Origin of the sequence: Micromonospora sp. NPDC050784 (assembly GCF_044456765.1) — a bacterium.
Classification (GTDB): domain Bacteria; phylum Actinomycetota; class Actinomycetes; order Mycobacteriales; family Micromonosporaceae; genus Micromonospora; species Micromonospora foliorum.
Map to the genome: position 1 here is coordinate 69,244 of NZ_JBITGG010000027.1, position 22,213 is coordinate 91,456.

The 22,213-nt window shown below is 72.4% G+C and carries 28 protein-coding genes and 1 riboswitch; of the genes, 5 read left to right on the forward strand and 23 right to left on the reverse strand.

What is annotated here, in order from left to right:
* Positions 1 to 44 precede the first annotated feature (44 nt).
* Positions 45 to 143: riboswitch (glycine riboswitch) on the reverse strand.
* Positions 144 to 257: 114 nt separating this feature from the next.
* Both ACIBD9_RS28875 and ACIBD9_RS28880 read right to left on the reverse strand, forming a co-directional pair.
* Positions 258 to 1,100, reverse strand: a complete 843-nt coding sequence (locus tag ACIBD9_RS28875) for an NAD-dependent protein deacetylase (protein WP_396722379.1) — start codon at positions 1,098 to 1,100, stop codon at positions 258 to 260.
* Positions 1,101 to 1,186: 86 nt separating this feature from the next.
* Positions 1,187 to 2,254, reverse strand: a complete 1,068-nt coding sequence (locus tag ACIBD9_RS28880) for a MerR family transcriptional regulator (RefSeq protein WP_396722414.1) — start codon at positions 2,252 to 2,254, stop codon at positions 1,187 to 1,189.
* Positions 2,255 to 2,372: 118 nt separating this feature from the next.
* Between ACIBD9_RS28880 and ACIBD9_RS28885 the strand changes: the two genes are divergently transcribed.
* A complete protein-coding gene (locus ACIBD9_RS28885; RefSeq protein WP_396722381.1) occupies positions 2,373 to 3,029 on the forward strand; it encodes an NAD(P)-binding oxidoreductase in 657 nt (218 codons plus the stop codon).
* Positions 3,030 to 3,054: 25 nt separating this feature from the next.
* Here ACIBD9_RS28885 and ACIBD9_RS28890 read toward each other — a convergent pair whose 3' ends face one another.
* The 16 genes from ACIBD9_RS28890 to ACIBD9_RS28965 form a co-directional block, all read right to left on the reverse strand.
* Positions 3,055 to 3,921, reverse strand: coding sequence for an SAM-dependent methyltransferase (locus ACIBD9_RS28890; RefSeq protein WP_396722382.1), 867 nt, complete (start codon positions 3,919 to 3,921; stop codon positions 3,055 to 3,057).
* A 204-nt stretch (positions 3,922 to 4,125) separates the two neighbouring features.
* Positions 4,126 to 4,821: a DivIVA domain-containing protein gene (locus ACIBD9_RS28895; protein WP_396722384.1), complete on the reverse strand. Its 696-nt coding sequence runs from the start codon at positions 4,819 to 4,821 to the stop codon at positions 4,126 to 4,128.
* A 108-nt stretch (positions 4,822 to 4,929) separates the two neighbouring features.
* Positions 4,930 to 6,111, reverse strand: a complete 1,182-nt coding sequence (locus ACIBD9_RS28900; RefSeq protein WP_396722386.1) for a globin domain-containing protein — start codon at positions 6,109 to 6,111, stop codon at positions 4,930 to 4,932.
* 2 nt (positions 6,112 to 6,113) lie between these two features.
* The gene (locus ACIBD9_RS28905; RefSeq protein ID WP_396722388.1) at positions 6,114 to 6,512 is read right to left on the reverse strand and encodes a group 1 truncated hemoglobin; all 399 of its coding nucleotides are present in this window, start codon (positions 6,510 to 6,512) and stop codon (positions 6,114 to 6,116) included.
* A gap of 257 nt (positions 6,513 to 6,769) precedes the next feature.
* Positions 6,770 to 7,354, reverse strand: coding sequence for a MerR family transcriptional regulator (locus tag ACIBD9_RS28910; protein WP_396722390.1), 585 nt, complete (start codon positions 7,352 to 7,354; stop codon positions 6,770 to 6,772).
* A gap of 159 nt (positions 7,355 to 7,513) precedes the next feature.
* Positions 7,514 to 7,978, reverse strand: coding sequence for a bifunctional nuclease family protein (locus tag ACIBD9_RS28915; RefSeq protein ID WP_030327706.1), 465 nt, complete (start codon positions 7,976 to 7,978; stop codon positions 7,514 to 7,516).
* A 164-nt stretch (positions 7,979 to 8,142) separates the two neighbouring features.
* A complete protein-coding gene (locus ACIBD9_RS28920; RefSeq protein ID WP_387166754.1) occupies positions 8,143 to 8,844 on the reverse strand; it encodes a MerR family transcriptional regulator in 702 nt (233 codons plus the stop codon).
* Between the two features lie 50 nt (positions 8,845 to 8,894).
* The gene (locus ACIBD9_RS28925; RefSeq protein ID WP_007071101.1) at positions 8,895 to 9,347 is read right to left on the reverse strand and encodes an FHA domain-containing protein; all 453 of its coding nucleotides are present in this window, start codon (positions 9,345 to 9,347) and stop codon (positions 8,895 to 8,897) included.
* A gap of 214 nt (positions 9,348 to 9,561) precedes the next feature.
* Complete coding sequence (gcvH, locus tag ACIBD9_RS28930) at positions 9,562 to 9,942, reverse strand: glycine cleavage system protein GcvH (protein WP_387166757.1); 381 nt, start codon at positions 9,940 to 9,942, stop codon at positions 9,562 to 9,564.
* Positions 9,943 to 10,002: 60 nt separating this feature from the next.
* Complete coding sequence (locus tag ACIBD9_RS28935; protein WP_396722391.1) at positions 10,003 to 11,049, reverse strand: DUF881 domain-containing protein; 1,047 nt, start codon at positions 11,047 to 11,049, stop codon at positions 10,003 to 10,005.
* An 11-nt stretch (positions 11,050 to 11,060) separates the two neighbouring features.
* Positions 11,061 to 11,393: a small basic family protein gene (locus ACIBD9_RS28940; protein ID WP_030327710.1), complete on the reverse strand. Its 333-nt coding sequence runs from the start codon at positions 11,391 to 11,393 to the stop codon at positions 11,061 to 11,063.
* Positions 11,390 to 12,334, reverse strand: a complete 945-nt coding sequence (locus ACIBD9_RS28945) for a DUF881 domain-containing protein (RefSeq protein ID WP_387166763.1) — start codon at positions 12,332 to 12,334, stop codon at positions 11,390 to 11,392. Before ACIBD9_RS28945 ends, ACIBD9_RS28940 begins: the two co-directional genes overlap by 4 nt.
* Positions 12,331 to 12,963 carry a CDP-alcohol phosphatidyltransferase family protein gene (locus ACIBD9_RS28950; RefSeq protein ID WP_387166765.1) on the reverse strand — a complete coding sequence of 211 codons (633 nt, stop codon included), beginning with the start codon at positions 12,961 to 12,963 and terminating at the stop codon, positions 12,331 to 12,333. Before ACIBD9_RS28950 ends, ACIBD9_RS28945 begins: the two co-directional genes overlap by 4 nt.
* A gap of 295 nt (positions 12,964 to 13,258) precedes the next feature.
* Positions 13,259 to 13,720: a MarR family winged helix-turn-helix transcriptional regulator gene (locus tag ACIBD9_RS28955; protein WP_396722392.1), complete on the reverse strand. Its 462-nt coding sequence runs from the start codon at positions 13,718 to 13,720 to the stop codon at positions 13,259 to 13,261.
* A gap of 56 nt (positions 13,721 to 13,776) precedes the next feature.
* Positions 13,777 to 14,949 (reverse strand): PP2C family protein-serine/threonine phosphatase, encoded by a 1,173-nt coding sequence (locus ACIBD9_RS28960; RefSeq protein ID WP_396722395.1) that lies wholly within the window; start codon positions 14,947 to 14,949, stop codon positions 13,777 to 13,779.
* 72 nt (positions 14,950 to 15,021) lie between these two features.
* Positions 15,022 to 15,768 (reverse strand): SAM-dependent methyltransferase, encoded by a 747-nt coding sequence (locus ACIBD9_RS28965; RefSeq protein WP_396722397.1) that lies wholly within the window; start codon positions 15,766 to 15,768, stop codon positions 15,022 to 15,024.
* A gap of 112 nt (positions 15,769 to 15,880) precedes the next feature.
* On the opposite strand from ACIBD9_RS28965, the gene ACIBD9_RS28970 reads away from it, so the two are divergent.
* The 3 genes from ACIBD9_RS28970 (at position 15,881) to ACIBD9_RS28980 (ending at position 17,547) form a co-directional block, all read left to right on the forward strand.
* Positions 15,881 to 16,762: a universal stress protein gene (locus tag ACIBD9_RS28970; RefSeq protein ID WP_396722399.1), complete on the forward strand. Its 882-nt coding sequence runs from the start codon at positions 15,881 to 15,883 to the stop codon at positions 16,760 to 16,762.
* Between the two features lie 99 nt (positions 16,763 to 16,861).
* Positions 16,862 to 17,074 carry a phosphatidylethanolamine-binding protein gene (locus tag ACIBD9_RS28975; protein WP_354888949.1) on the forward strand — a complete coding sequence of 71 codons (213 nt, stop codon included), beginning with the start codon at positions 16,862 to 16,864 and terminating at the stop codon, positions 17,072 to 17,074.
* Positions 17,071 to 17,547: a hypothetical protein gene (locus ACIBD9_RS28980; RefSeq protein WP_396722401.1), complete on the forward strand. Its 477-nt coding sequence runs from the start codon at positions 17,071 to 17,073 to the stop codon at positions 17,545 to 17,547. Before ACIBD9_RS28975 ends, ACIBD9_RS28980 begins: the two co-directional genes overlap by 4 nt.
* Here the strand turns inward: ACIBD9_RS28980 and ACIBD9_RS28985 are convergent, their stop codons facing one another.
* A complete protein-coding gene (locus ACIBD9_RS28985) occupies positions 17,548 to 17,751 on the reverse strand; it encodes a hypothetical protein (protein ID WP_088948252.1) in 204 nt (67 codons plus the stop codon). It abuts the gene before it with no gap.
* A 133-nt stretch (positions 17,752 to 17,884) separates the two neighbouring features.
* Here ACIBD9_RS28985 and ACIBD9_RS28990 point away from each other — a divergent pair, with 133 nt between their 5' ends.
* Positions 17,885 to 18,535 (forward strand): hypothetical protein, encoded by a 651-nt coding sequence (locus tag ACIBD9_RS28990; protein WP_396722402.1) that lies wholly within the window; start codon positions 17,885 to 17,887, stop codon positions 18,533 to 18,535.
* A gap of 5 nt (positions 18,536 to 18,540) precedes the next feature.
* On the opposite strand, the gene ACIBD9_RS28995 is transcribed toward ACIBD9_RS28990, so the two are convergent.
* The 4 genes from ACIBD9_RS28995 to selB all read right to left on the reverse strand — a co-directional run bounded on the left by ACIBD9_RS28995 (position 18,541) and on the right by selB (position 22,211).
* Positions 18,541 to 18,726, reverse strand: a complete 186-nt coding sequence (locus ACIBD9_RS28995) for a hypothetical protein (RefSeq protein WP_036410487.1) — start codon at positions 18,724 to 18,726, stop codon at positions 18,541 to 18,543.
* 94 nt (positions 18,727 to 18,820) lie between these two features.
* Complete coding sequence (locus tag ACIBD9_RS29000; protein WP_396722404.1) at positions 18,821 to 20,098, reverse strand: hemolysin family protein; 1,278 nt, start codon at positions 20,096 to 20,098, stop codon at positions 18,821 to 18,823.
* A 79-nt stretch (positions 20,099 to 20,177) separates the two neighbouring features.
* Positions 20,178 to 20,375, reverse strand: a complete 198-nt coding sequence (locus ACIBD9_RS29005; RefSeq protein ID WP_030327722.1) for a hypothetical protein — start codon at positions 20,373 to 20,375, stop codon at positions 20,178 to 20,180.
* Positions 20,376 to 20,456: 81 nt separating this feature from the next.
* Positions 20,457 to 22,211, reverse strand: a complete 1,755-nt coding sequence (gene selB, locus ACIBD9_RS29010; RefSeq protein WP_396722406.1) for a selenocysteine-specific translation elongation factor — start codon at positions 22,209 to 22,211, stop codon at positions 20,457 to 20,459.
* Between the last annotated feature and the right edge of the window lie 2 nt (positions 22,212 to 22,213).

The following is a 22,213-nucleotide window of genomic DNA, read 5'->3' on the forward strand; positions in this document are numbered from 1 at the left end:
GTCGGCCTCCCCCTCTGTCGCACCCACAGGGGCACTCCACAGTGCCTGCCCACGAGGTCCTTTTGCCTGAGAGGTTCCGGGGAGGATTTGCCCCTTCGGCGCCGCCCTGCGTGCTGTCGGGCGGTCTCTCCCACGTGGGTGTTACCGGCGTGGTCAACGCTACCAGCGTTGGTGTTTCCGGCGGATGTCCTACCCCCGGGGGCCGGGCACCCCACCCGGGGTGTCCCATCCGCGGGCCGGGCACCCCGCCCGCGCCGTCACACCCCGGCCGGCGCCTCGACGCCGACCCGCGCGGCCAGCTGCGGCAACACCGCACCCAACGGGGCGTCGACGCACACGGTGGCGTGGCCGTCACCACGCGTCGGCCCCTGGTTGACGATGGCGACCGGGATGCCCCGTTTCGCGGCCCGGATCACGAACCGGCGCCCCGACATCACCGTCAACGACGACCCGAGCACCAGCAACGACCGGGCCTGCTCGACGGCCGCGAAACACCGCGCCACCCGCTGCGGCGGCACCGTCTCACCGAAGAACACCACGTCCGGTTTCAGCATCCCGGTGCCGCAGATCCCGCAGTCCACCGGCCGGAACGCCGCCACCTGCTCATCGGGGAGATCAACATCACCGTCCGGGTTGACCGCGGCGACGCGGGCCACGAAGTCCGGGTTGGCCTCGCGCAGCCGCCGGTGCAGCTCCTCCCGGGAGGTCAGGTTGCCGCAGTCCAGGCAGGTCACCTCGTCGAGGCGACCGTGCAACTCGATCACCGAGGTGCTGCCCGCCGCACCGTGCAGCCCGTCGACGTTCTGCGTGATCACCGTGTCGACCAGGCCGGCGTGTTGCAGCCCGGCCACCGCCCGGTGCCCGGCGTTGGGCGCCGCGCCCGCGATCAACCGCCACCCCAGGTGACTCCGCGCCCAGTAGCGCCGCCGGGCCAGGGGATCCCGGGTGAACGCCTGGAAGGTCATCGGCGTGTGCCGCCGCGCCACCCCGCTGGGCCCCCGGTAGTCCGGAATCCCCGACTCGGTGGACAGGCCGGCGCCGCTGAGCACCACCACCCCACCACCGGCCACCAGCGAGGTCAACGCGTCGAGGCTCTCCATCACCTCTCCATGCTGCCTCAACCCGTCCGCTAACGCCGAGCCCCGCGCCGGGTGGGCAGCGCCACCACCCGACGCGGGGCGGCGGGCTACGCCGCGAGGACGTCGGCGACGACGCAGGCGATGTTGTCCGGCGCCCCCTCGGCCCGCGCCAAACCGATCAGCTCCCGCACCGCGTCCGCGGGTTCGGCGGCCGCGGCCAACGCCGAGCGCAGGCCGGCCCGGTCGACGACCGCGGACAACCCGTCGGAGCACAGCAGGTACCGGTCACCGGGCTGGGCGGTGCGCAACGCCAGGTCCGCCTCGACCTGCCGACCGCCACCGAGGGCGCGCACCAGCACCGCCCGCTGCGGGTGCGTCGCCGCCTGGCCCCGGTCCAGCCGGCCCTGGTCGACCTGCGTCTGCACCCAGGTGTGATCCTGCGTGAGCAGCGACAACTCGCCGTCGCGCAGCAGATAGACCCGGGTGTCACCGACGTGCACCAGCCCCAGCCGGGAACCGCTGAGCAGCAGCGCGGTCAGCGTGGTGACCGGCTGGTCGGCGTCGGTGGCCAACCCGCGTACGGCGCGGTCGGCGTCGCTCACCGCACCGGCCAGCATCGTCAGCAGGTCGGCGGCCGGCACGTCGGTGAGCGCCAACGACTTCAGGGCGTCGACGGCGGCGGCGCTGGCGGCCGCACCCCCGGGCCCCCGCATACCGTCGGCCACCGCCAGCAACCGCCCGCTGGCGTACGCGGTGTCCTCGTTGCTGTCACGCACCAGCCCGGTGTCACAACCGGCGGCGCAGCGCACGACAAGGGTGGGATTCGGGTCAGACATGGTGGCGCCCCCTTCAGACAGGTGGTCCACGAGGAGGGTGGCGAGTCGGGCGCGGGCCGCGGTGTCGGCGCTGACCTGCCGCCAGTACGCGGTGATCGCCGCAGCCGCCGCGGCGGGCTCCAGGCCACACACCACCCGGATCGTCGCCAGCGGCATACCGATCCGACGCAACTGGGCGACCAGCCGGGCCACCGGCAACTGAGCCGGGTCGTACAGCCGGTAACCGGACTCCGGATCGACAGCGGCCGGCACCAGCAGCCCACCCTGGTCGTACAGGCGCAACGCCTTCGGCGTCAGCCTGGCCGCCCGGGCGAACGCCCCGATGGTCATCAGCCCCACGTCGACATCCTCCTCGTGCCGGTCACGGCGACCGGCGCCCACCAGGCTCAGGGTTACCCGAAGGTCAAGGTCAAGCCGGCGCCGCCGCTCGCACCGCCACCGCCGGTAGGTTGGGCACATGCGCGTCGTCATCGCCGGAGGCCACGGCAAGATCGCCCTACTGCTGCAACGCCACCTCACCGGGCGCGGCGACACCGCCGTCGGCCTCATCCGCAACCCCGAGCAGACCGCGACGCTGCGCGCCGCCGGCGCCACCCCCGTCGTCTGCGACCTGGAACACACCGAGGTCGCGCAGCTGGCCGAGCACCTTCACGGCGCCGACGCGGTGGTCTTCGCCGCAGGCGCCGGCCCCGGCAGCGGCGCCGCCCGCAAGGACACCGTCGACCGGGCCGCCGCCGCGCTGCTCGCCGACGCCGCCACCCGCGCCGGCGTCCACCGCTACCTGCTCGTCTCCTCCATGGGCGTGGACACACCACCCGCCCCCGGCAGCGACGACGTGTGGGCGGCGTACCTACGCGCCAAACGCGCCGCCGAGGACGACCTGCGCGGCCGCGACCTGGCCTGGACGGTGCTGCGACCCGGCCGGCTCACCGACGACCCACCCACCGGGCGGGTAACCCTCACCCCGGACGCCGGCCGCGGCGCGATCAGCCGCACCGACGTCGCCCACGTCCTCGCCGCCCTGCTCGACGAACCGCGCACCACCGGCGCGACCCTGGAACTCGTCGACGGGCCCACCCCGATCGCCGACGCCGTCCGCGCCGCCACCACCTGACCACCCGCCCCGCCGACGGCGGGCCTCAGCCGCCTGGACGGTGCGCGGCGACCAGCACCGGCCCACCGGGAACGGTCGGGAAACGGCGGACATCACCCAACCCGGCCCCCGCCAACACCTGCGCCATCCGGTCCGCGTCGAAGGCGTTGCCGCCGTTGCGGACGGCGTTCCACCGGTCGACGGCCGCCCGCAACGGATCCTCGGCCGGCGGGTTGGTGCCCGCCACCAGCCAGCCACCGGGTCGCAGCGCCCGCACCAGCCGGGGCAACGCGAGCGCCAACGTCTGCTGGGGAAGAAACGGCGCCGGCAACCAGACCAGGTCGTACCCGCCCGGCTCGTCCACCTCGGCGACGTCCTGCCGGCGCAACGTGATCCGATCCGCGACATCACCCGCCTCGGTCAGCTCCCCGCGGGCCAGGTCCAACGCCCGTTGCAGCACGTCGATGCCGACCACCGACGCCCGGGGCAACGCGCGGGCCACGGCGACAGCCAACGCCCCCACACCGGTGCCCACGTCCAGCACCCGGGCGTCGGCGGAATCCAAGCGCTCCGCCAGCCCTGGCAACTCGGGCACCACCCGCGACGCCAACGCCCGGCCGGTCGCCGCGGACGCCCGACCCTGATGCAGCAACACCTCGTCGTCCACCTGCGCCCAACCGGCCCCGCCCGGCCCGGAAGGCTCCTGCGCCGCCGCGGCGACCGCCTGCCGCAACGAACTCAACCGCGCCTGCACGGCGCTGCGCCCGGTCGGCCCATCGGCAGCCACCAGCGACGGGTGCGCCACCGGCGCCCCACCGTCCCAGGAGAGCAGACCAGCGGCCTCCAGCACCGCGCTGCGGTGCGGCGACCCGGCGAGGACCTCGGCGAGCGGGGCCGACAGGGCGTCACTCATGGTGCCCACCGCGGCCGCCAGAGCCCACGCCGACGCCTCCAACGCGGCCAACGGGTCCGCAGACCCGCCGGGTGGGGACGGAGATACCGACACGACGGCGCCTCTCCCAGGGGCGGGCCGCCGGTCAGCCCACCTGGCCCCTCCGACTATGCCACCGCCGCCAACGGGTGGGGTCCACGTCCGCGGACCCCACCCGGCGACGACTCAGCGCTGCTGGTGCCGCGGCAACGCCGACTGCCCCACCACACCACCCACGAACGGCGCCCCCGGCGTCTCCGCCGCGATCCGGTCCATGGTGCGCGCCAACTGCTCACTGCCGTCGTCGAGATGCCGCGCCGCCGCCTGCATGTGCGACACCATCATCTCCCCGAAGATCCGCAACGCCTCCCGGGTCGCCACCGTGTCGTCGAAGCTCGACCCGGCCGCGCTGCGGTACTCCGCCACCGCCCGCTCCGCCTCCTGCTTCGCCTCCGCCTCCGCCGCGTGCAGGTAACTCTCGTACTGCACCCGGGCGTACTCGGCGACCCGACGCGCGTAGTCATGCGCCTGCGCGATGATCTGCTCGGCCTCCCGTTGCGCCGCCGACAGCAGATTCACCTCCCGCGCCGCCGGAACCTTCGCCGCCGCCCCCGTACTCGGAATCACTCCGTGCCGGTGCAACTCCACCCGGTCGGTCAGCCGCTCGTTCTCCGCCCGCAACGTCGCGATCTGCGTCGCCAACAGGTCCAACTCGTCGGCGACCTGCACCCGGAACCGGTCCACGTCAGCGTTGTCGTAACCACGCCGGGCGAACGACGCGGCACCGAACTCCCACCGCCGAACCCGATCGGCGGTCATCCGCACGTGCACACCGCCGGAAACCTGCACCCCGTCATACCGACTGATCGGCGTCGCGCTCACCTGTGCAGACCTCCGTTCGCGACCGCCGGGCCCGCAAGCTCACTTTTCGCGCTCACCTGACCCGCCTTCCGTTCGCGACTGCGGGGCTCGCCAGCTCACTCCTCGCGCTCACCTGTGCCCACCTCCCGAAGTGTCACCCGCAGCCGACTGCTGCACCGCCGTCCGCCACGCCGGGCCGTACCACTGCGCGCCCAGGCCCTCGTGGTGCACCTGACCCGCGTGGTAACCCGCCTGCACCAACGTCCGCACCGCGTGCGACACCATCTCGTCCGAACCACACACGAATACGTGCCGGGACCGCCAGTCACCGTCGGCCAACGCCCGGTCCACCGGCTGCACGAACTCCCCCGGCCGGTGCACGTCGGCACCCACCACGTACGTCACCGTCAACCACGGGTACGACGACGCCAACTTGTCGATCGCGTCGCTGTCGTAGAACTCGCTACGGGAACGGGCCCCCACGTACAGGTCCACCCGCCGGCGGGAACCCTCCGCGGCCACCTGCTCCACCAACGCCTTCACCGGCGCCCAGCCGGTACCCGCGACCAACAGCAACAGGTCACTGGAACCCGCCGACCACAACCCCAGCCGATCCCCCACCGGCGCCGCCAAATGGACCCGATCGCCCACCGCCGACCCGTACACCAGCCGCGACGACACCGCGCCACCCGGCGCGGCCCGCACGTGCAACTCCAACGTGCCGTCCGCCCGCGGCGCGTTCGCCGGCGAGTAGTACCGCCACGACCGCACCGACGGGTGCGACACCCCGATCGACTGACCCGGCGTGAACGGCAACAGGTACTGCGGACGCACCGTCAACACCGCCACGTCGAACGCCCGCCGCTCGTGCGCCACGATCTCCGCCACCCACCACGGCGGGTTGACCGCCTCAGCGGCCTGCGCGGCCTCCATCATCACCTGGGCGACCAACCCGTACGCGGCCGTCCAGTCCGCCGCCAACTCGTCGGTCCACTGATCGGCGAGGAAATGCTGCAACGTCGCCACCAGCGCCTCACCGACCGCCGGGTAGTGCTCCGCGCGGACCGCGAACTTGCGGTGATCCGCGCCGAGATCCTGCAGGAAACCCACCAGTCGATCCACCTGGTCCACGTTGGACACGATGTGGCCCAATGCGGTCACGAGGCGGTCCCGCTGACCGGCCATGTTCGTGGGGAACATCTGCCGCGTCTCGGGATGAGCGAGGAACAACGTCGAGTAGAAGTAGAGCGGCACCTGGTCACCGTGACCGGCGACCACCGACCAGCTCTGCTTGAGGCGAGCCGCGTCCACGCTCAGGCGCCCGACCTGTTCCCGGCAGCCACCACCTGGCCCTGCACCTGCCCCAGAACTGTCTGCACGTGGGCGAGGATGTCCGCCGGCACCCCCAACTCGGTCAGCGTCACCGTCAGGTGCTCGCCCACCTTCGCGTAGTGCTCCGCGGTGATGTTCAGCGGCTGGTGCGCCTCGGCCAACTCGCGACCCGTGTACTCGTTCGGGCCACCCAACACGACGGTCAACATCAACGCCAGATGGCGCCGCTGACCCGCCATGTCCACGTCAGCGAAGTAGCCCGCCAACTCCGGGTCCGCGAGCACCTTGTCGTAGAACAGCTCAACCGCCGCCTTGACCGAACTGGCACCGCCAATGCGGTCGTAGTGCGAGGCGGGAGCAGTCTCTTCCGTAACCGTCACGGTCGTTCCTTCCGGTAATGAAGGGTCCAGAACCGTGAGGGACCATAGCGTGTCAACCGCTTCCGGTCAGCGCCCCCTTATCGGATTCCCGACAACACGCCACCACGCTAGGTCACCGCTACCGATGGGTACTTCCACAACCGGCCACGGAAACGACACCCACCGTATTCACAGTGGACCATCATGGCCGACAGCACCCCGCCACCGTCACCGACGGTCGCGAGAGAAGCACACAAAAAAAACCGAAAGCCGAACGGTCAGCCGGCGCGCCGCCGCGCTCTCCGCGCCGCCAACTCGTCACCTACCGGGTCCGCCGCCGGCTCCACCGGGCCGCTCGTCGCCGGCTCCGCCGGCAGATGCGACAACGACCCCTGGATCTCCTTGAACGCCCCACCGATCGCGATGCCGAAGACCCCCTGGCCGCCCTGCAACAGGTCGACCACCTCCTCCGGAGACCGGCACTCGTACACCGTCGTCCCATCAGAGATCAGCGTGATACCGGCCAGATCCTCCACACCACGCGACCGCAACGCCTCGATCGCCTTACGGATGTTCTGCAGGGACACCCCCGCATCCAACAACCGCTTCACGACCTTCAACACCACCAGGTCCCGGAACGAATACAACCGCTGCGTCCCCGAACCCGAGGCATCACGAACGCTCGGCACCACCAGCGTCGTCCGCGCCCAGTAATCCAACTGCCGGTAACTGATGCCCACCGCATGGCAGGCCGTCACACCCCGGTAGCCAACCGAACCGTCACCCTCAGCCGCCACACCTGGCGGCGAGGCACCCGGCTCGTCGAACCCTGCACCCGGATCGGAATCCCGCGGCTCGTGCATCCGGACAACCTCCCCGTCAGTGTGGCGACGCATCGTTTCCGGGACGCGCACCCCTCGACATGGAAACCCTATCGCCACCGTCAGGGGTTACCACGGAGGAACCGACGCGACACGCCGCGCAGCCACCGAGAAAGATCACCAACCGAGCCCGGGCACACCTCAGCCCGCGAAGTCCTCCGGACGCACCTGCTCCAGGAACTCGCGGAACTTCTCCACCTCGTCCTCCTGCTCATCAGGGATAACGATCCCCGCCTCGCTGAGGACCTGCTCGGCACAACGAATCGGCGCACCGACCCGCAACGCCAACGCGATCGAATCGCTCGGCCGCGCCGACACCCGCACCCCATCGCCGATCAACAGATCCGCGTAGAAGACGTTCTCCTTCAGCTCGGTGATCTCCACCGCCTGCAAGGGCGCCTTCAACGCCGCCAACACATCCCGCAGAAGATCATGCGTCAACGGCCGGGCCGGCTTGACCCCCTGCTGCTCATAAGCGATAGCCGTCGCCTCGACCGCGCCGATCCAGATCGGCAGATAGCGGTCCCCCTCGACCTCCCTGAGCAGGACGATCGGCTGGTTGCTGGGCAGCTCCACCCGAACTCCGACCACGCTCAGCTCGCGCACCGCCGCCTCCGTGTCGTTGTCACCTACGCCGCACCGCGCCCTTTCCTGCACGGTACACGGACCGCACAGCACCACGCCCGCGCCGAAAAGGGGTTACCCCGGCAAGCCTACGGCACGCTTCCCGGAAGAGATCTTTCCGCTCAGCCACCACCCACCGGGCACCCTCACCGACCCAACGTCGACCGCAACCCCACCCGCACCAACGCCGCGTGCAACTGCTCCGACAACGCCACCAACTCACGCGCCGTCTCCGCCGCCCGCGCCCGCGCCGCCGGATCACTCTGCCGCGCCAACGGCGCCACCAACTGCGCGAACAAACCGACCTCCCGGTCCGCCGCCGTCCGATAACCCCGCAGGTGCCGCGGCTCCAACCCGTACGACGCCAACCCCGCCACCGCCGAAGCGATGATCAGGGCATCCGCGTCATACCACCCCGGCGGATCCGACACCAGCACACCGAGCCGCTCCAACTCCACCAACGTCGACTCGTCGATCCCACTGCGCGCCACCAGATCCGCCCGGCCGAGCCGCACCTGCGACGACTCGGCCGGCTCCGCCAACTCACGACCCGGCACCGCACCATCGGGACCAACCGCCACCAACGCCGGCCGCGACCGCCCCGGCTGCTCACCAGACGAATCCCACTGGGCCAACTGCTCCCGGATCACCCGCAACGGCAGGTACTTGTCCCGCTGCGCGGTCAACACGAACCGCAACCGCGCCACATCGTCCCAGCTGTACTTCCGGTAACCCGCCGCCGTCCGCTGCGGCTCGACCAAACCCTCGGCCTCAAGAAACCGCAGCTTCGAAATCGTGGTGTCCGGAAAATCCACCCGCAACTGCCCAAGCACCTCACCGATGCTCATCAGCGGCTCAGACCGAGCCGCCCCGGGTGACATGGAGGCCGCAGGCTCGTTCACCCCCGGCCGGCCTCCTCCTCCGGGCGCGGACCGGCGATGAACACCACCCGGAACTTACCGATCTGGACCTCGTCACCATTGCTCAACGTGGCCGCCTCAACCCGCTCACGATTGACGTACGTGCCATTCAGGCTGCCCACGTCGCGCACCGTGAACGTCCCACCATCCCGGTGGAACTCCGCATGCCGACGCGACACCGTCACGTCGTCCAGGAAGATGTCACTGTCCGGGTGCCGGCCACTGGTCGTCACATCGTGGTCCAACAGGAACCGGGCACCCGCATTCGGGCCTCGACGAACCACCAGCAGCGCCATACCCGGCGGCAACGAACCGGACATCCGGCTCGGCACCACATCGGTATCCGGCCCCTCCAGCACTTCGTCGAGCGAACCGAGATTGAGCGTCGAAGTGACGTCGAGTGGGGGGAACTCGTCGTCTGGCCGCGTCATGGGACCACCTCACGGATCTGTTCGGTCGGCGTCGGGTAATGGCGGGTCTGGCCGCCGGGCATGTGAACACCCGGCGGCTGGCTCCCCGTGCCCGGGAAGGCAATTCCGCAACGCTCAACTATTGGGTTCTCGGTCGACTGGGCGAGCCTAGCCAGCGCCGAAATGCAGGGCAACCGGACGCGCGCAGACATCCCACGCACCGGATCAAGCACACTCAGCCTTCGGTGATCTTCTGATACGCGGCCGCCGTCAGCAACCCATCCGTGGCAGTCGGATCATTCGGCGTGATCTCCACCAACCAACCCTCACCGTACGGATCAGTGTTGATCAGCTCAGGCGTGTCACCCAACGCGTCGTTACGCGCCGCCACCGTACCGGCCACCGGCGCGTAGATCTCCGACACACTCTTGGTCGACTCGATCTCACCCAACGAGTCACCGGCCGCGACCACCGCGCCCTCCTCGGGCAACTGCACGTACACGATGTCACCGAGCGCGTCCTGCGCGAAGTGGGTGATGCCGACCCGGACCGAAGCCGTGCCGTCACCCGCCACCCACTCATGCTCGGCGGTGTATCGCAGATCCTCGGGAATCACCAGACGCGTCCTTCATCCATCGGTGCCCCGGACCACCCGGGTCCGGCGCGGCCGCGCCGGTCAGGAGACCGGACGGGCGTGTTCCAACTTGATCGGCACGTGCAGCGCCGAAACCTCGGCAACCTCACGCTCCCCAAACGTCACGTTACCGCCGCCACCCCGGACCGACGCCATCACCCCACCAGGAATGTTCAACGCCGTACGCATCGTCGCCGGATCACCGATCACCGTGATCGTGAACGGCCCCGTCAACCGACGCCCCTCCACCACCAACGACCCGTTGTCCCCATCCAGGAAGTACGTCGACGCGATGATCCGCACGGTCGCCCGATCCCCACCGGAGATCTGCATCGCCTCCGCGCCCGCGCCACGCAACTCCTGCACCGCGTCCAACACCCGGTTCGCCGAGATCGGCTTGACCCCGGCGTCGAACTGCACCGTCAACCCCGGCCCCACCGCCGGCAACGTCCCCGCCAGGATGCCCAACTCGTCCGCCCGCCGCGTCGCCTCATCCAACGCCGCCTGACGACCCTGCTCACCCGAGCGCAACTGCCGCTGACTGTCCTCCAGAGCCCGGATGTCCTGCTGCAGACGATTCTCCCGCGCATCCAGATCCGACAGGATCCGAACCAGGTCCTCCTGCCGCGTCGCCCCCAACGTCGGGTCCGTCGACGTCGTCTTCAACTGCACGACCAACGTGAACCCCAGCAACGCCAACAGCGCCACGATCATCACACCGGCGGTACTCCACCGGGACCGAGGAGCCACCGGCCCGGTCGACTCCCCCACCGGCTCCGCCAACCCGTCGGCACTCGCCACCGGCTCCCCCGACCGCGACACCGCGCTCAGGTCCACCGTCGCACCGTCATCGACCGACTCGACACCCACCCGGACAGAGGGCTCGTCGTCCGAACCCTCCGGCTCGGACGACGGCGCCGGCTCCACCGGCGCCTGCGGCTCCACCGGCGGCTGCGGCGCCAACGGGCTCAACTCGTCCGGATCCGGCGCGTCCGGCCGCGGATCCGGCTCACCCGCCGGCCCACCCGGCCGCACCGGACCCGCCGGCTGCGGCCACCCGGTCCCCGTGTCGGTCTGCTCGTCACTCATCGCAACCCAACCTACGCCCGGAACAGGTGCCGACGGATCGCCGCCACGTTGCCGAAGATACGCACACCCAACACAACGACCACACCGGTGGACAACTGCCCACCCACCCCCAACTGGTCACCCAGATACACGATCAGACCAGCGACCAGCACGTTCGAAATGAACGACACCACGAACTGCTTGTCGTCGAAGATGCGGTCCAACCGGGCCCGCACCCCACCGAACACCGCGTCCAACGCGGCCACCACCGCGATCGGCAGGTACGGCTGCAACGCCGCCGGCACCGTGGGATCAAGCCACACGCCCAGCACCACACCGGCGAGCAACGCCAGCACCGCGATCATCGGCCACCTCCGGAGGGGCTAACAGTCGTCGCCGGACCGGACGACCCGGGACTGCCGGACCGGACACCCGACGCGGAAGGGCTCGGACTGACCGACGGCTTGGCGTAGCGTAGCTGCGGCTCCGGCGCCGCCGGCAACGTGAGGTCATCCGACTCCCGCACACCGAACGACAACCCGGTCTTCTGCGCGACCTCCCGCATCAGCGCGGCGTTGCGGCTGTCCTCGAACTTGCGCCGCATCGAACCCGGCCCGATCGCCGACACCTCGTACGGCCCGGTCACCGGCCGGAAATCCACGAGCATCGCCTCACCCGCCGACCGGATCGTCGACGTCGACGTCAACCGCTGCCCGTTGATCGCGATCGCCTCCGCGCCCGCACTCCACAACGCGTTCGCCACCCCCTGCAGGTCGCTGTAGAGCACCCGCGGTGGCCCAGCGCCGGCGCCGGTCACCGCGTCCGCGTTGTCCGGCGCGTCCGCCAACCGCACCACCACACCATCACCCCGCACCCGACCCAGCCCGGTACTCGCCTCCAGGTTGCGCAACCGGGCGGCGGCCGACCCGCTCAACGCCGCGTCCCGCTGCCGACTGACCTCCTCGCGCAGCTGGTCCGCCCGGGTGGACAACCGGTCGGTCTGGCTCTCCCGCTCCTTGATCTGCGCCACCAGCCCCGAGCGGGCCTGGCTCCGGCCCGGCTCGTCCGCCATCGTCTGCCGGTACGCGACCGCGAACAGGAAACCGAGCATCACCACCACGACCAGGCTCACCGACCGCGCCGGCAAGGCCCGCCACCCACGCGCCGGAGCGGACTGCGCCGAACGCCGACGGGCCGCAGCCGCGTCCGCGTACCCCGGATCCAGCGGGTTGCGGAACAGCTCGGTGAGGAAGTCCGGCGCGTACACCCGGTCCTGTCCGGGTTTTCCCAGCCGCGGCGCGCTCACGCCGCCGCCCCCGGGCCGCGCGCGGCCCGCACCAGCCGGGCCGCCTGCACGACATACATCCCACCGGCCACCCAGTAGAGCACCAGGCCCCACCACGCCAACGCCCAACCGATGGCGCTCGCCGCCGTCGCCACGTCGGTCGCCGCGGTGGCCAACAACAGCACCGGGAACGCCGCGAGCAGCAGGAACGTGGCGGTCTTGCCCACGTAGTGCACCGGCGGCGGCCCGTACCCGTAGCGACGCAACACCGCCAGCGAGGCGAGCAGGAGCACCTCACGGGCCAGCAGCGCCGCGGTGAACTGCCACGGCACCACCTCCCGCGCGGTGAAGGCGACCAGGGTGGCGAGGATGTAGAGCCGGTCGGCGAGCGGGTCGAGCAGCTCGCCCAGGCGGCTCACCTGACGCAGGCGGCGGGCGATCCAACCGTCGACCCAGTCGGTGGTGCCGCCGATGGCCAGCACGACGACCGCCGCCACGTCGGCCCGCGCCACCAGGAACAGGTAGAGGAAGAGCGGCACGCCCAGCAGTCGCCCGAAGCTGATCAGGTTGGGCAGGGTGAGCACCTGGTTGCCGGGAGTGTCGTCACCGGTGTCCGGCGGTTGCTCTGCCCGAGCCGGCCGACGCGACACCGATCCTCCTCCACGGCACGCGGGCCCCCGGGCCGACGCCGGGCGCGGCTGAGGGTCGTACGCGCTGTCGGGCCGACCAGCGCCGGCTCTCCCCTGCGGCCCCGGGCGGGGCCCCTTCCCCTGATGCGGCCCGCGATCTCGATGATCGCGGGCCGGGTAGGTGCGCTGCCACTATATCGGGCTTCCTCTCGCGGGCCGGGTGCCGCCGCGTGCTGTTGGTGCGGCTGTGCCGCACTGTGGCGTGGATCACCACGTGTAGAGCGTCCTAGGATACTGGGGTAAGGGAGGCGACTGGTCAGGCCGTCTGGGCGGCGGGGTCGGTCTGCTGCTCGGGCACCGAGGTCGCCGCCCGCGCGAACCCGACCAGCGCCAGCAGCAACTCGTGCTGCTGGCGCGCCGGCATCCGGTCCAGCACCGCCTGCACCGCGCGCTGACGCCGCTCGGCCAACTCCGCCAACAGGGTCAGCGCCGCGGGGGTCGGCACCAACCGCACCTCCCGCCGGTCGCGCGGATCGGCCACCCGGCGCAACAGCCCGGTCGCCTCCAGCCGGTCACACAGGCGGCTCGCCGACGACGGCACCACGTCCAGCAGCTCGGCCAACCCGTTGACGTTGGTCTCCGGTCGACCGCTGATCAGCGTGAGCACCCTCAGCTGGGTGGGCGGCACCTGGTGCCGCGACGCAGCCGAGTCGAGCACGGCGATCAACGTCCCGGCGGCCGCGTCGATCGCCGCGGCGAGATCCGCAGGTCGCTCCACCTGATGTCCCCTGCCGTCGTCGCGCTGGTGCCCGCCCGGCAACGCGGCGGCGAATCTCACCCCGTGCCCCGTTCGCGCGGACCGTGCCAGTCCAGACAGACCACGACGGCGTCGTCGCGCAAATCGGAATCCGCGTGATAGGCGTGCAGTTCGCGCATCACCGTACCAACCGCCTCGGCCGGCGGCTGCAGCCGCGTGGCGCGCAGGGAACGCGCCATCATCCGCTGCCCGTACGGTTCCTGACCCGGCGGCTCGGCGGCCCACACCCCGTCGCTGACCACGAAGAGGCGGTCACCGGGGGCCAGTTGCACCTCCTGAAGCTCGTAGCGGGTCTCGGCGAACATGCCCAGCGGCAGCTGCTGATCCAGCTTCATCGGCTCGACCGTCGACCCACGCATCCGCAACAGGTGCGGGGAGCCCGCGTCGACCGCCCGCACCCGGCCGACGCGAGTGTCCACCTCGAGCAACAGGGTGGCCACGTACCGGGCGCCCCGGTGTTGGTAGAAGACCGTGTCCGAGGCCAGTTCGGCCTGTTCCACCAGGCCGCCACCGGAGCGACGCGCGTTGCGCATCGCGTTGACCGTGACGGCGGTCAACAGGGACGCGGACAGCCCACTGCCCTCGCCGTTGAGCACCGTCACGGTGAGACGGTCGCCGTCCAACGACCAGTCGAAGTGGTCGCCACCGACCGTGTACGCCGGCTCCAGCTGACCGGCCAGATCGAACGCGTGGTGCGACACACCGCGACCGGGCAGCAGGTCCCACTGCATCTCGGCGGCCATCGTCAGTCGCTCCCGCCGGCGGGCCCGCCGGTAACGGTCGGTCTCCCGGTCCGCCGCGCGCATCGCCACCGCCAGGGCGCCGGCGATGTCCGTCGCACGACCGGTGACCGCCGCGTTCGGTACGGTCGCAAGCTCGATCAGCAGCACGCCCAACCGCTCCCCCCACACCGTCAACGGCAGGTAGAGCCGGCACGGGCCCTCGCCGTCGCGTACGGGTTGCTGGCTGCTGAAGCAGCGCTGCGCCATGGTGTGGCAGGCCAGGAACCCGGCCGCCGGCAGGTCCGGGTCCAGCACCGGCCAGAGGCCGCTGATCCGGTAGTCGGCGACGAAGACGTCGGTGCGCAGCGCGCCCATCGCCGACCGGATCGCCCGGTCCGCGGCCTCCGCCAACTGGTCGGGCGGGGCCTCGCGCAACGCGCGCGACACCACGTCCGGCGCGTCTACCATCGTCGTCCTCCCCAGAAGCTTGCTATAGGGCAAGCATCATACGGACGGCCCCCGGACGGCTGATCGGCGCGGTCAGTCGGCCGGGCGGGTCGCGAGCACACCGTGGAACGCGTCGGGAACCCGCGCCGGCGGGCCGTCCGGCCGCCACTCGGCGACCGGGACGATCCCGTCCGCCGTCGGCGCCCACCGACCCAGCAGCGGCGCGAACGCCGCCGGTGGACGCATCCGGAACTGCGGCCCCATCATGGCCAGCGCCTGGGGATGACCGGCCAACTCCTCGGTGTCGAAGTCCACCGCGAGCAGGCTGCCCGGCGCCGCGGCAGCGTACAGCTCGTCGAGGGTGCGCGTCAGGGTGGCGTCGTCGAGGAACGCGGCCAGGCCGAGGAAGACCACCCCGACCGGCCGCCGACCCCACCCCGGCACGAAACGGTGCAGCTGCGCCGGGTCGATGGTGCCGATGTCGGTCGCGTCGCCGAAGCCGTAGCCGGCCCGGTCGCTGCCGGCGAGGATGCTCTGTCCCAGTCGGATGGTGACCGGGTCGACGTCGGTGTAGAGCACCGTCGCGTCGGTGGCGACCTCGTGCACGTTGCCCATCGTCGGCACCCCGGCGCCGAACACCAGGAACCCGTCCACGCCCTGGGCTGCCATGGCCCGCACCGCCCGACCCAGAAACGCCCGCAGCTCCCGGAACACCGGCGCGCACGGTCCGTACGCCTGCTCGAACGCGTGCGCGGCGGCCACGTCCACGGGGAAGTGGTGCTGCCCGCCGAGCCAAAAGTCGATCATGCGAGCGGTGCTCGGCTGGTCCGGTTCACCCATCGGCGGCGCTCCCTCCCCGGTCGTCGCCAGCGTACCGACCGGGACGCGCTCAGCGGTATCGCGGCGCGAGGGCGTCCGGGCCCGCGATACTGGCCGCGAGCGGAGGTGGGCGGTGAACTCGGCGAACAACGCGGCGGTGGTGGTCGGCGTCGACGGTTCGGAGTCGGCGCTGCGCGCCGTGCGCCTCGCCGCCACCGAGGCGGCCCGCCGGCACCGACCACTGCGGGTCGTGCACGGCTTCATCTGGCCGCTGCTGCACGTACCGGTCTCCCCCGCCCCGGACGCGCCGCCCGGCGGTGGGCTGCGCCACCGGGCCGAGGAACTGGTCGAGGCCGCGGTGCGCGAGGCCGACGCGACCGTGCCCGGGTTGTCGATCTCCGGCGAGATCATCGACGGGGAGGCGGCCGCGGTGCTGGTGGGCGAGTCCCCCACCGCCGCGCTCATCGTGCTCGGCGACCGCGGGCTGGGTGGGTTCTCCGCGCTGGTGGTCGGCTCGGTCGCGGTGCAGGTCGCCGCGTACGCCGACTGCCCGGTGCTGGTCGCGCGCGGCACGCAACGACCCGGCCAGCCGGTGCTGGTCGCGGTGGACGGCTCGGACGCCTCCCGGCGGGCGGCGGACGTCGCCGCCGAGACCGCCGTGTCGCTCGGCGTGCCGCTGGTGGCGGTGCACGCCTACCGACATCCGGACAGCAGCGGCCCGGGCGACATGCAACCCCTGGTGTACGACGAGGCGAAACTCCGCGGCGAGCAGGAGCGGATGCTCGCCGGGTGGCTGACCGGGCTCACCGAGGACCACCGGGGTCTGCGGTTGACCTGCCGGGTGGTCCACGGACGACCCGGCAGTGTGCTCGCCGAGGCGTCCCGCTCCGCCCAACTGGCGGTTGTCGGTGGGCGGGGGCGCGGCGAGGTGACCGGGTTGCTGCTGGGGTCGGTGAGCCAGTCGATGCTGCACCACGCGCAGTGCCCGGTCGTCGTGGTCCGCGCCCCCCGGTAACCCGCCGGGGTTGGTCCGCCCCCAGACGGGTAGACGGCCGCGGTACGCCCAGCGGACGGTGGGCAGCACCAGGTGCCCAGACCGACGAAGGAGGCACACATGCCAGGACCACGGCCGGGCAGTAACGCGTACGACAAGCAGCGGGCGCGGATGCGCAACGCGATCGACGACTCCGGACGTCGGGTACCCGACGGCAAGGCCAACCAGGTCGCGAACCGGATCCTCCAGGAGGATCGCGGCCAGCGAGGCGTGGTGCGCGGTGACCGGACGTACGGCCCCAAGAGCGAGCGCGAACCGGGCGACCCGAAGTGAGGACTGTCGACGTGGCCGACGGCGCGATCGCGGGGGCCGTCGGCAGCACCGCGCTGAACGTGGTCAGTTACCTCGACATGGCCCTACGGGGACGGCCGGAGAGCGACGTCCCCCAGGAGACCGTCGACCGGCTGGCCGGGATCGCGCACGTGGACCTGGGGAACGGGGCCCGGGCGGCCAACCGCCGCTCGGGCCTCGGCCCGCTGATCGGTTACGCGCTTGGCGTCGCCGCGGGCGTCGGGTTCGCCCTGTACGCCGGTGGTCGGCGTCAGCCGTTGCCGATGGCCACCGGCCTGCTCGGCGCGGGCGTCATGACCATGACCGACGGGTCGATCACCGTGCTCGGGATCAGCGACCCGCGTACCTGGCGGCGCTCCGACTGGATCTCCGACATCATCCCGCACCTCGCGTACGGGTTGGCGGCCGCCGCAACCTGGAACAGGTTGCGACGGCCGCCGGGCCACGGTCGTTGATCAGCGGGTGTCGCTGTCGTCCTCGGCCACCGGCTCACCGGCCGGGCCGTACGGCGACACCTGCCCCTTGGGCACCGGTCGTCCCTCGTCGCCGCGCGACGAGCCACGGTTGAGCGGGTGTCCGGTCGGCGTGGGTCCCTTGCTGTCCTGGCTGGTGGCGCCCTTGGCGTTGCGCCGGAACTCTTCCTGCTGCGGGTTGACCACGGGTGTCTCCCTTCCCGGTACGGGGGCGGCATCGACCGCCTCCACCGTCGGCATACCCGCCCGCCCCGGTGGCATTCCGGCCCCGGTCACCGGTGCGACGGCTAGCGGGTCCCCAAGTGGGTAACCCGCCGGGGTGGGTAATGATCGAAGTGTGGTGCGGGTCCTGCTCGACCGGCGTGGCCGCACGTACGCCGAGGAGGCCGGCATCCGGCTCGCCGACCGGCCCGGGCCGCTGTACCAGCTGCTGGTGCTGACCACGCTGCTGAGCACCCGGATCCGGGCGTGCGTGGCGGTGGACGCCGCGCGGGAGCTGTTCGCGGCGGGCTACCGCACCCCACAGGCCATGGAGACGGCCAGTTGGCAGGAGCGCGTCGACGCGCTGGGCCGGGGCCACTACCGCCGCTACGACGAGCGGACCGCCACCATGCTCGGCACCGGCGCCCGGCTGTGCCTGGACCGCTGGCACGGTGACCTGCGACGCCTGCACCGGGAGGCCCAGGGCGACCCCGCCGGGCTGCGGCGACGGCTCACCGAGTTCCCCGGCATCGGCCCCACCGGCGCGGACATCTACCTGCGCGAGGCGCAGGCGGTCTGGTCGGACGTGCGCCCGTACGCCGACCGTCGGGCCCTGGCCGGGGCGAAGCGGCTGGGTCTGCCGGGTTCTCCGGACCGGCTGGCCGGTCTCGTCGACGAACCGGACTTCGGTCGGCTCGCCTCAGCGCTGGTACGGGTGGCGCTGGGTGAGGAGTCCGCCGGTGAGGTCACCCGCGTCGCCGCCGGCTGAGGCGCTCACTTGACCGTCTTGTCTCCCGGACGGGTCAGGTGCCACACCAGCAGCGCGGCGAGCAGCGCCAGGACCACCACCCCGCCGGAGATGCCACGGCCCTCCTCGGGGCTGCGGCCGGCGCTGCCGAAGTAGATCACCGCGAGGCCGGCCAGCACCGTGACGAACGTACGCAACCCTCGGTCCTTCACGTCTGGCACCGTAGGCAGACCGCACCCGCCGCTTCGCCGGCTTGCGGCTTTTGTCATCCTTCTGGGTGATGGCCCGCGCCTGGCGACGTGCTGGTCAGCGCTCGGTGACGAACCCGCAGAGCCGCACCCGGCGCACCGCCCGGTCGGCGACCTCCACCACCTGCAGGGTCAGTCCCGGCAGACGCACCGTCTCACCCGGGGAGTCCGGCAGGTGCCGCAACCGGGCCAGCACCAGACCAGCCACCGTCGTGTAGTCCCGGGACAACGGGAAGCTCAGCCGCACCCCCAGGTCGGGCAGGTCATGCAGCGGGAAGTCACCGGGCACCAGCAGGGACCCGTCCGGCTCCCGCACCACCCCGCGCACGTCCCGGTCGGTCTCGTCGTACAACTCGCCGACCACCTCGGCCAGCAGATCCTCCATGGTGACCATGCCGTCGATGCCTCCGTGCTCGTCGACGACCAGGGCCAGTTGCTGGTGCTCCTGCCGCAGCTGACGCATCGCGTCGGCGACCGGCAGGGTCACCGGCAGCAACAGCGGCGCCCGGACCCGCTCGCCCACCGAGGCGGTGCCGGCCCGCACCAGGTCGCGGATGTGCACCACACCGAGCACCTCGTCCAGGCCGCCGGGACCGGTGACCGGAGCGCGGGACCGCCCGGCGGCGGCCAACTGCCGGACCGCCTCGTCGGCGGCCAGGCCGGCCGGCAGCGTGGTCACCTCCCGTCGGGCCACCAGGATCTCCCGCAGCGTCCGGCCGGCGATGTCGAACGCGCCGGTCAGGATCTCCCGCTGCTGGGCCGACAGGCCGCGCTGGCTGGTCAGCATCTCCCGTAGCTCCTCCTCGGTCATCTCCTCCCGGTTGGCCCGCGGGTCACCACCGGCGAGCCGCACGACCGCGTCGGTGGCCCGGCTGAGCAGCCACACCGCCGGCCGGGACACCCGGGCCAGCAGGTCCAGCGGGCCGGCGCTCAGCAACGCCCAGCGCTCGGCCCGCTGCATGGCCAGCCGCTTCGGGGCCAACTCCCCCAGCACCAGCGTGACGAACGTCAGCAGCACCGTCACCAGCAGCACCGCGGCGGGACGCGCCGCCCCGCCGAGGAAACCCAACGGGCCGACCAGCGGACCGGCCAACGACACCGCGGCCGCCGCCGAGGCGAGGAACCCCGCCAGGGTGATGCCGAGCTGGATCGTGGCCAGGTAACGGTTCGGGTCGCGGGACAGCTGCACCAACCGGTCGCCGGCGCGGCTGCGCCGGCCCAGCCGTCGCAACTGCCCCTCGCGCAGGGTCACCAGCGCCATCTCGCTGCCGGAGAGCGCGGCGTTGACCAGCACCAGTACGGCCACCAACGCCAACTGCCCGAGCTGACCGCCCATCGCGTACCCCCGTCCGCCGCCTGAGGTCACTCAACCGCAGCGAGGCCGGCTCCGGGCCCGGTTTGCGACCGCGCCCCGCTCAGTCGACCTCCAGGTCGTCCAGCGAGATGGCGTGGGTCATCAACCACCGGGCCAGCGCCGACATCCCGAACAGCCACAGCGGCACCGACTCGGTGGGTCCGTTCGTGGCGTAGATGGCGAAGCGCAGGTCCGGCGCGCGGTACGCCTCGATCCGCCACCGGTGCTGCCGGTCCCGCCAGACCGCCGAAGGGTCCATGGCGTCACCGTAGGTGACCGCCGCCGACCCGGGGGCCGGTTGGCCCGGCACCACCGTCGTTCCGCGCAACGGCCGGGTCGCTCAGGTGACGACGATCCGGGCGTCGTCGGGCAGCCGGCGGGTCGCGCCCCGCCGGTCCAGCAGCTCCAGCAGGGGCACCGCCACCCGGCGGGTGGTGTCCAACGCCTGCCGGGCCGCGGAGAGGGTGAACGGCTGCGGCAGCCCGGCCAGCACCCGGACCGCGTCGTCGAGCGCGTCCGGCAGCAGCACCACGTTGTCGGCCAGCCGCAGCAGCGCGCCGGCGCGCACCGCGGCGCCGATCTCCCGGGGACCCAGACCGAGGTCGACGAGGCGGTCCGCCTCGGGGGCGCGGAACGGCCGGTCGCCGTACTCGGCGCGGACCCGCTGCACGGCCCGGGCCACCGGTTCGGGCAGCGCGTCGGCGCTCGCCGCCCCGACCCGACCGGCGTGGATCCGCAGGGGTGGCCGGACCAGCGCCTCGACCAGCGCCCGGTCGGGTAGGGCGAGGCGCTGACGCAGGGCGTCCACCGGCATCCCGGGCTCCAACGGGTGCTCCCGCGCGTGCCGGGCGACCTCCTCGGTCAGCCGCTCGCCGAGCCGCCGCCAGTGCGCGGGGTCGGCCAGCCAGTCACCGGCCACCGGCTCGGCGTGCACCGGCACACCCATCCGGACCAACGCGCCGGCCCGGACCAGCCGGCGACGGCGCAGCTCCCCCGCCAGGTCGGGTCGACCGTCCAGCTCGGCGAGAACCTGCGCGCGGGCGGCGGCCGCACCCCGTCGGGCCAGCGGTGGCGGTGCCACGTCCAGCACCCGCACCCCGCCGCTGACGTGGTGGCGGCCCGGGTCGCGCAGCAGCGCCCGGTCGCCCACCAGCAACGGCAGCGGGCGGGCCAACCGCAGCCGGACGGTGTCCGGGCCGAGCGGGCGCACCCGTACCGGCACCGCCGCCGACCCGACGTGCAGGGTGAGGGTGGCCGGCAGGGCGGCGGCCGGGTCGCCGGCGAGCCGGACGTCGACGACGTCGGTGTGGTGGAACCGGCCCGGGGTCAGCAACGCGTCGCCCCGGCCGAGCCGGTCGCGGGGCGTACCGCGCAGGTTGACCGCCACCCGGGCGACCGCCGCCGCCTCCGGACGGGCCTCGCCCAGGGAGTGCAGGCCACGGACCTTGACCGGTTCGTCGGTGCCGGCCAGCTCCAACTCGTCGCCCACCCGCAGCCGGCCGGCGCCGAGGGTGCCGGTGACGACGGTGCCGCTGCCCCGCACGGTGAAGCTGCGGTCCACCCACAGCCGGACCGGGTCGTCGACCACCGGCTCGGGCAGGTGGGCGGCGAGCCGGTCCAGGGCGGCGCGCAACTCCGGCAGGCCGGCGCCGGTGAGGCCGCTGACCGCCACCGCGGGCACCGCACCGAGGCTGGTCGCGGCGATCTCGGCGCGGGCGTGGGCCGTCGCCGGGCCCGGGTCGGCCAGGTCCGCGCGGGTCACCGCCAGCAGGCCGTACGCGACACCGAGCGCGTCGAGCGCGGCCAGGTGCTCGGCGGACTGCGGCTTCCAGCCCTCGTCGGCGGCCACCACGATCAGCGCCGCCGGGACCGGGCCGACCCCGGCGAGCATGTTCGGCACGAACCGCTCGTGCCCGGGTACGTCGACGAAGGCGACGGTGCCGCCGGACGGAAGCGTCGTCCAGGCGAAACCCAGGTCGATGGTCATCCCCCGGCGGCGTTCCTCGGCCCACCGGTCGGGTTCCATCCCGGTCAACGCCCGGACCAGTGTCGACTTGCCGTGGTCGACGTGCCCGGCGGTCGCGACGACGAACACGC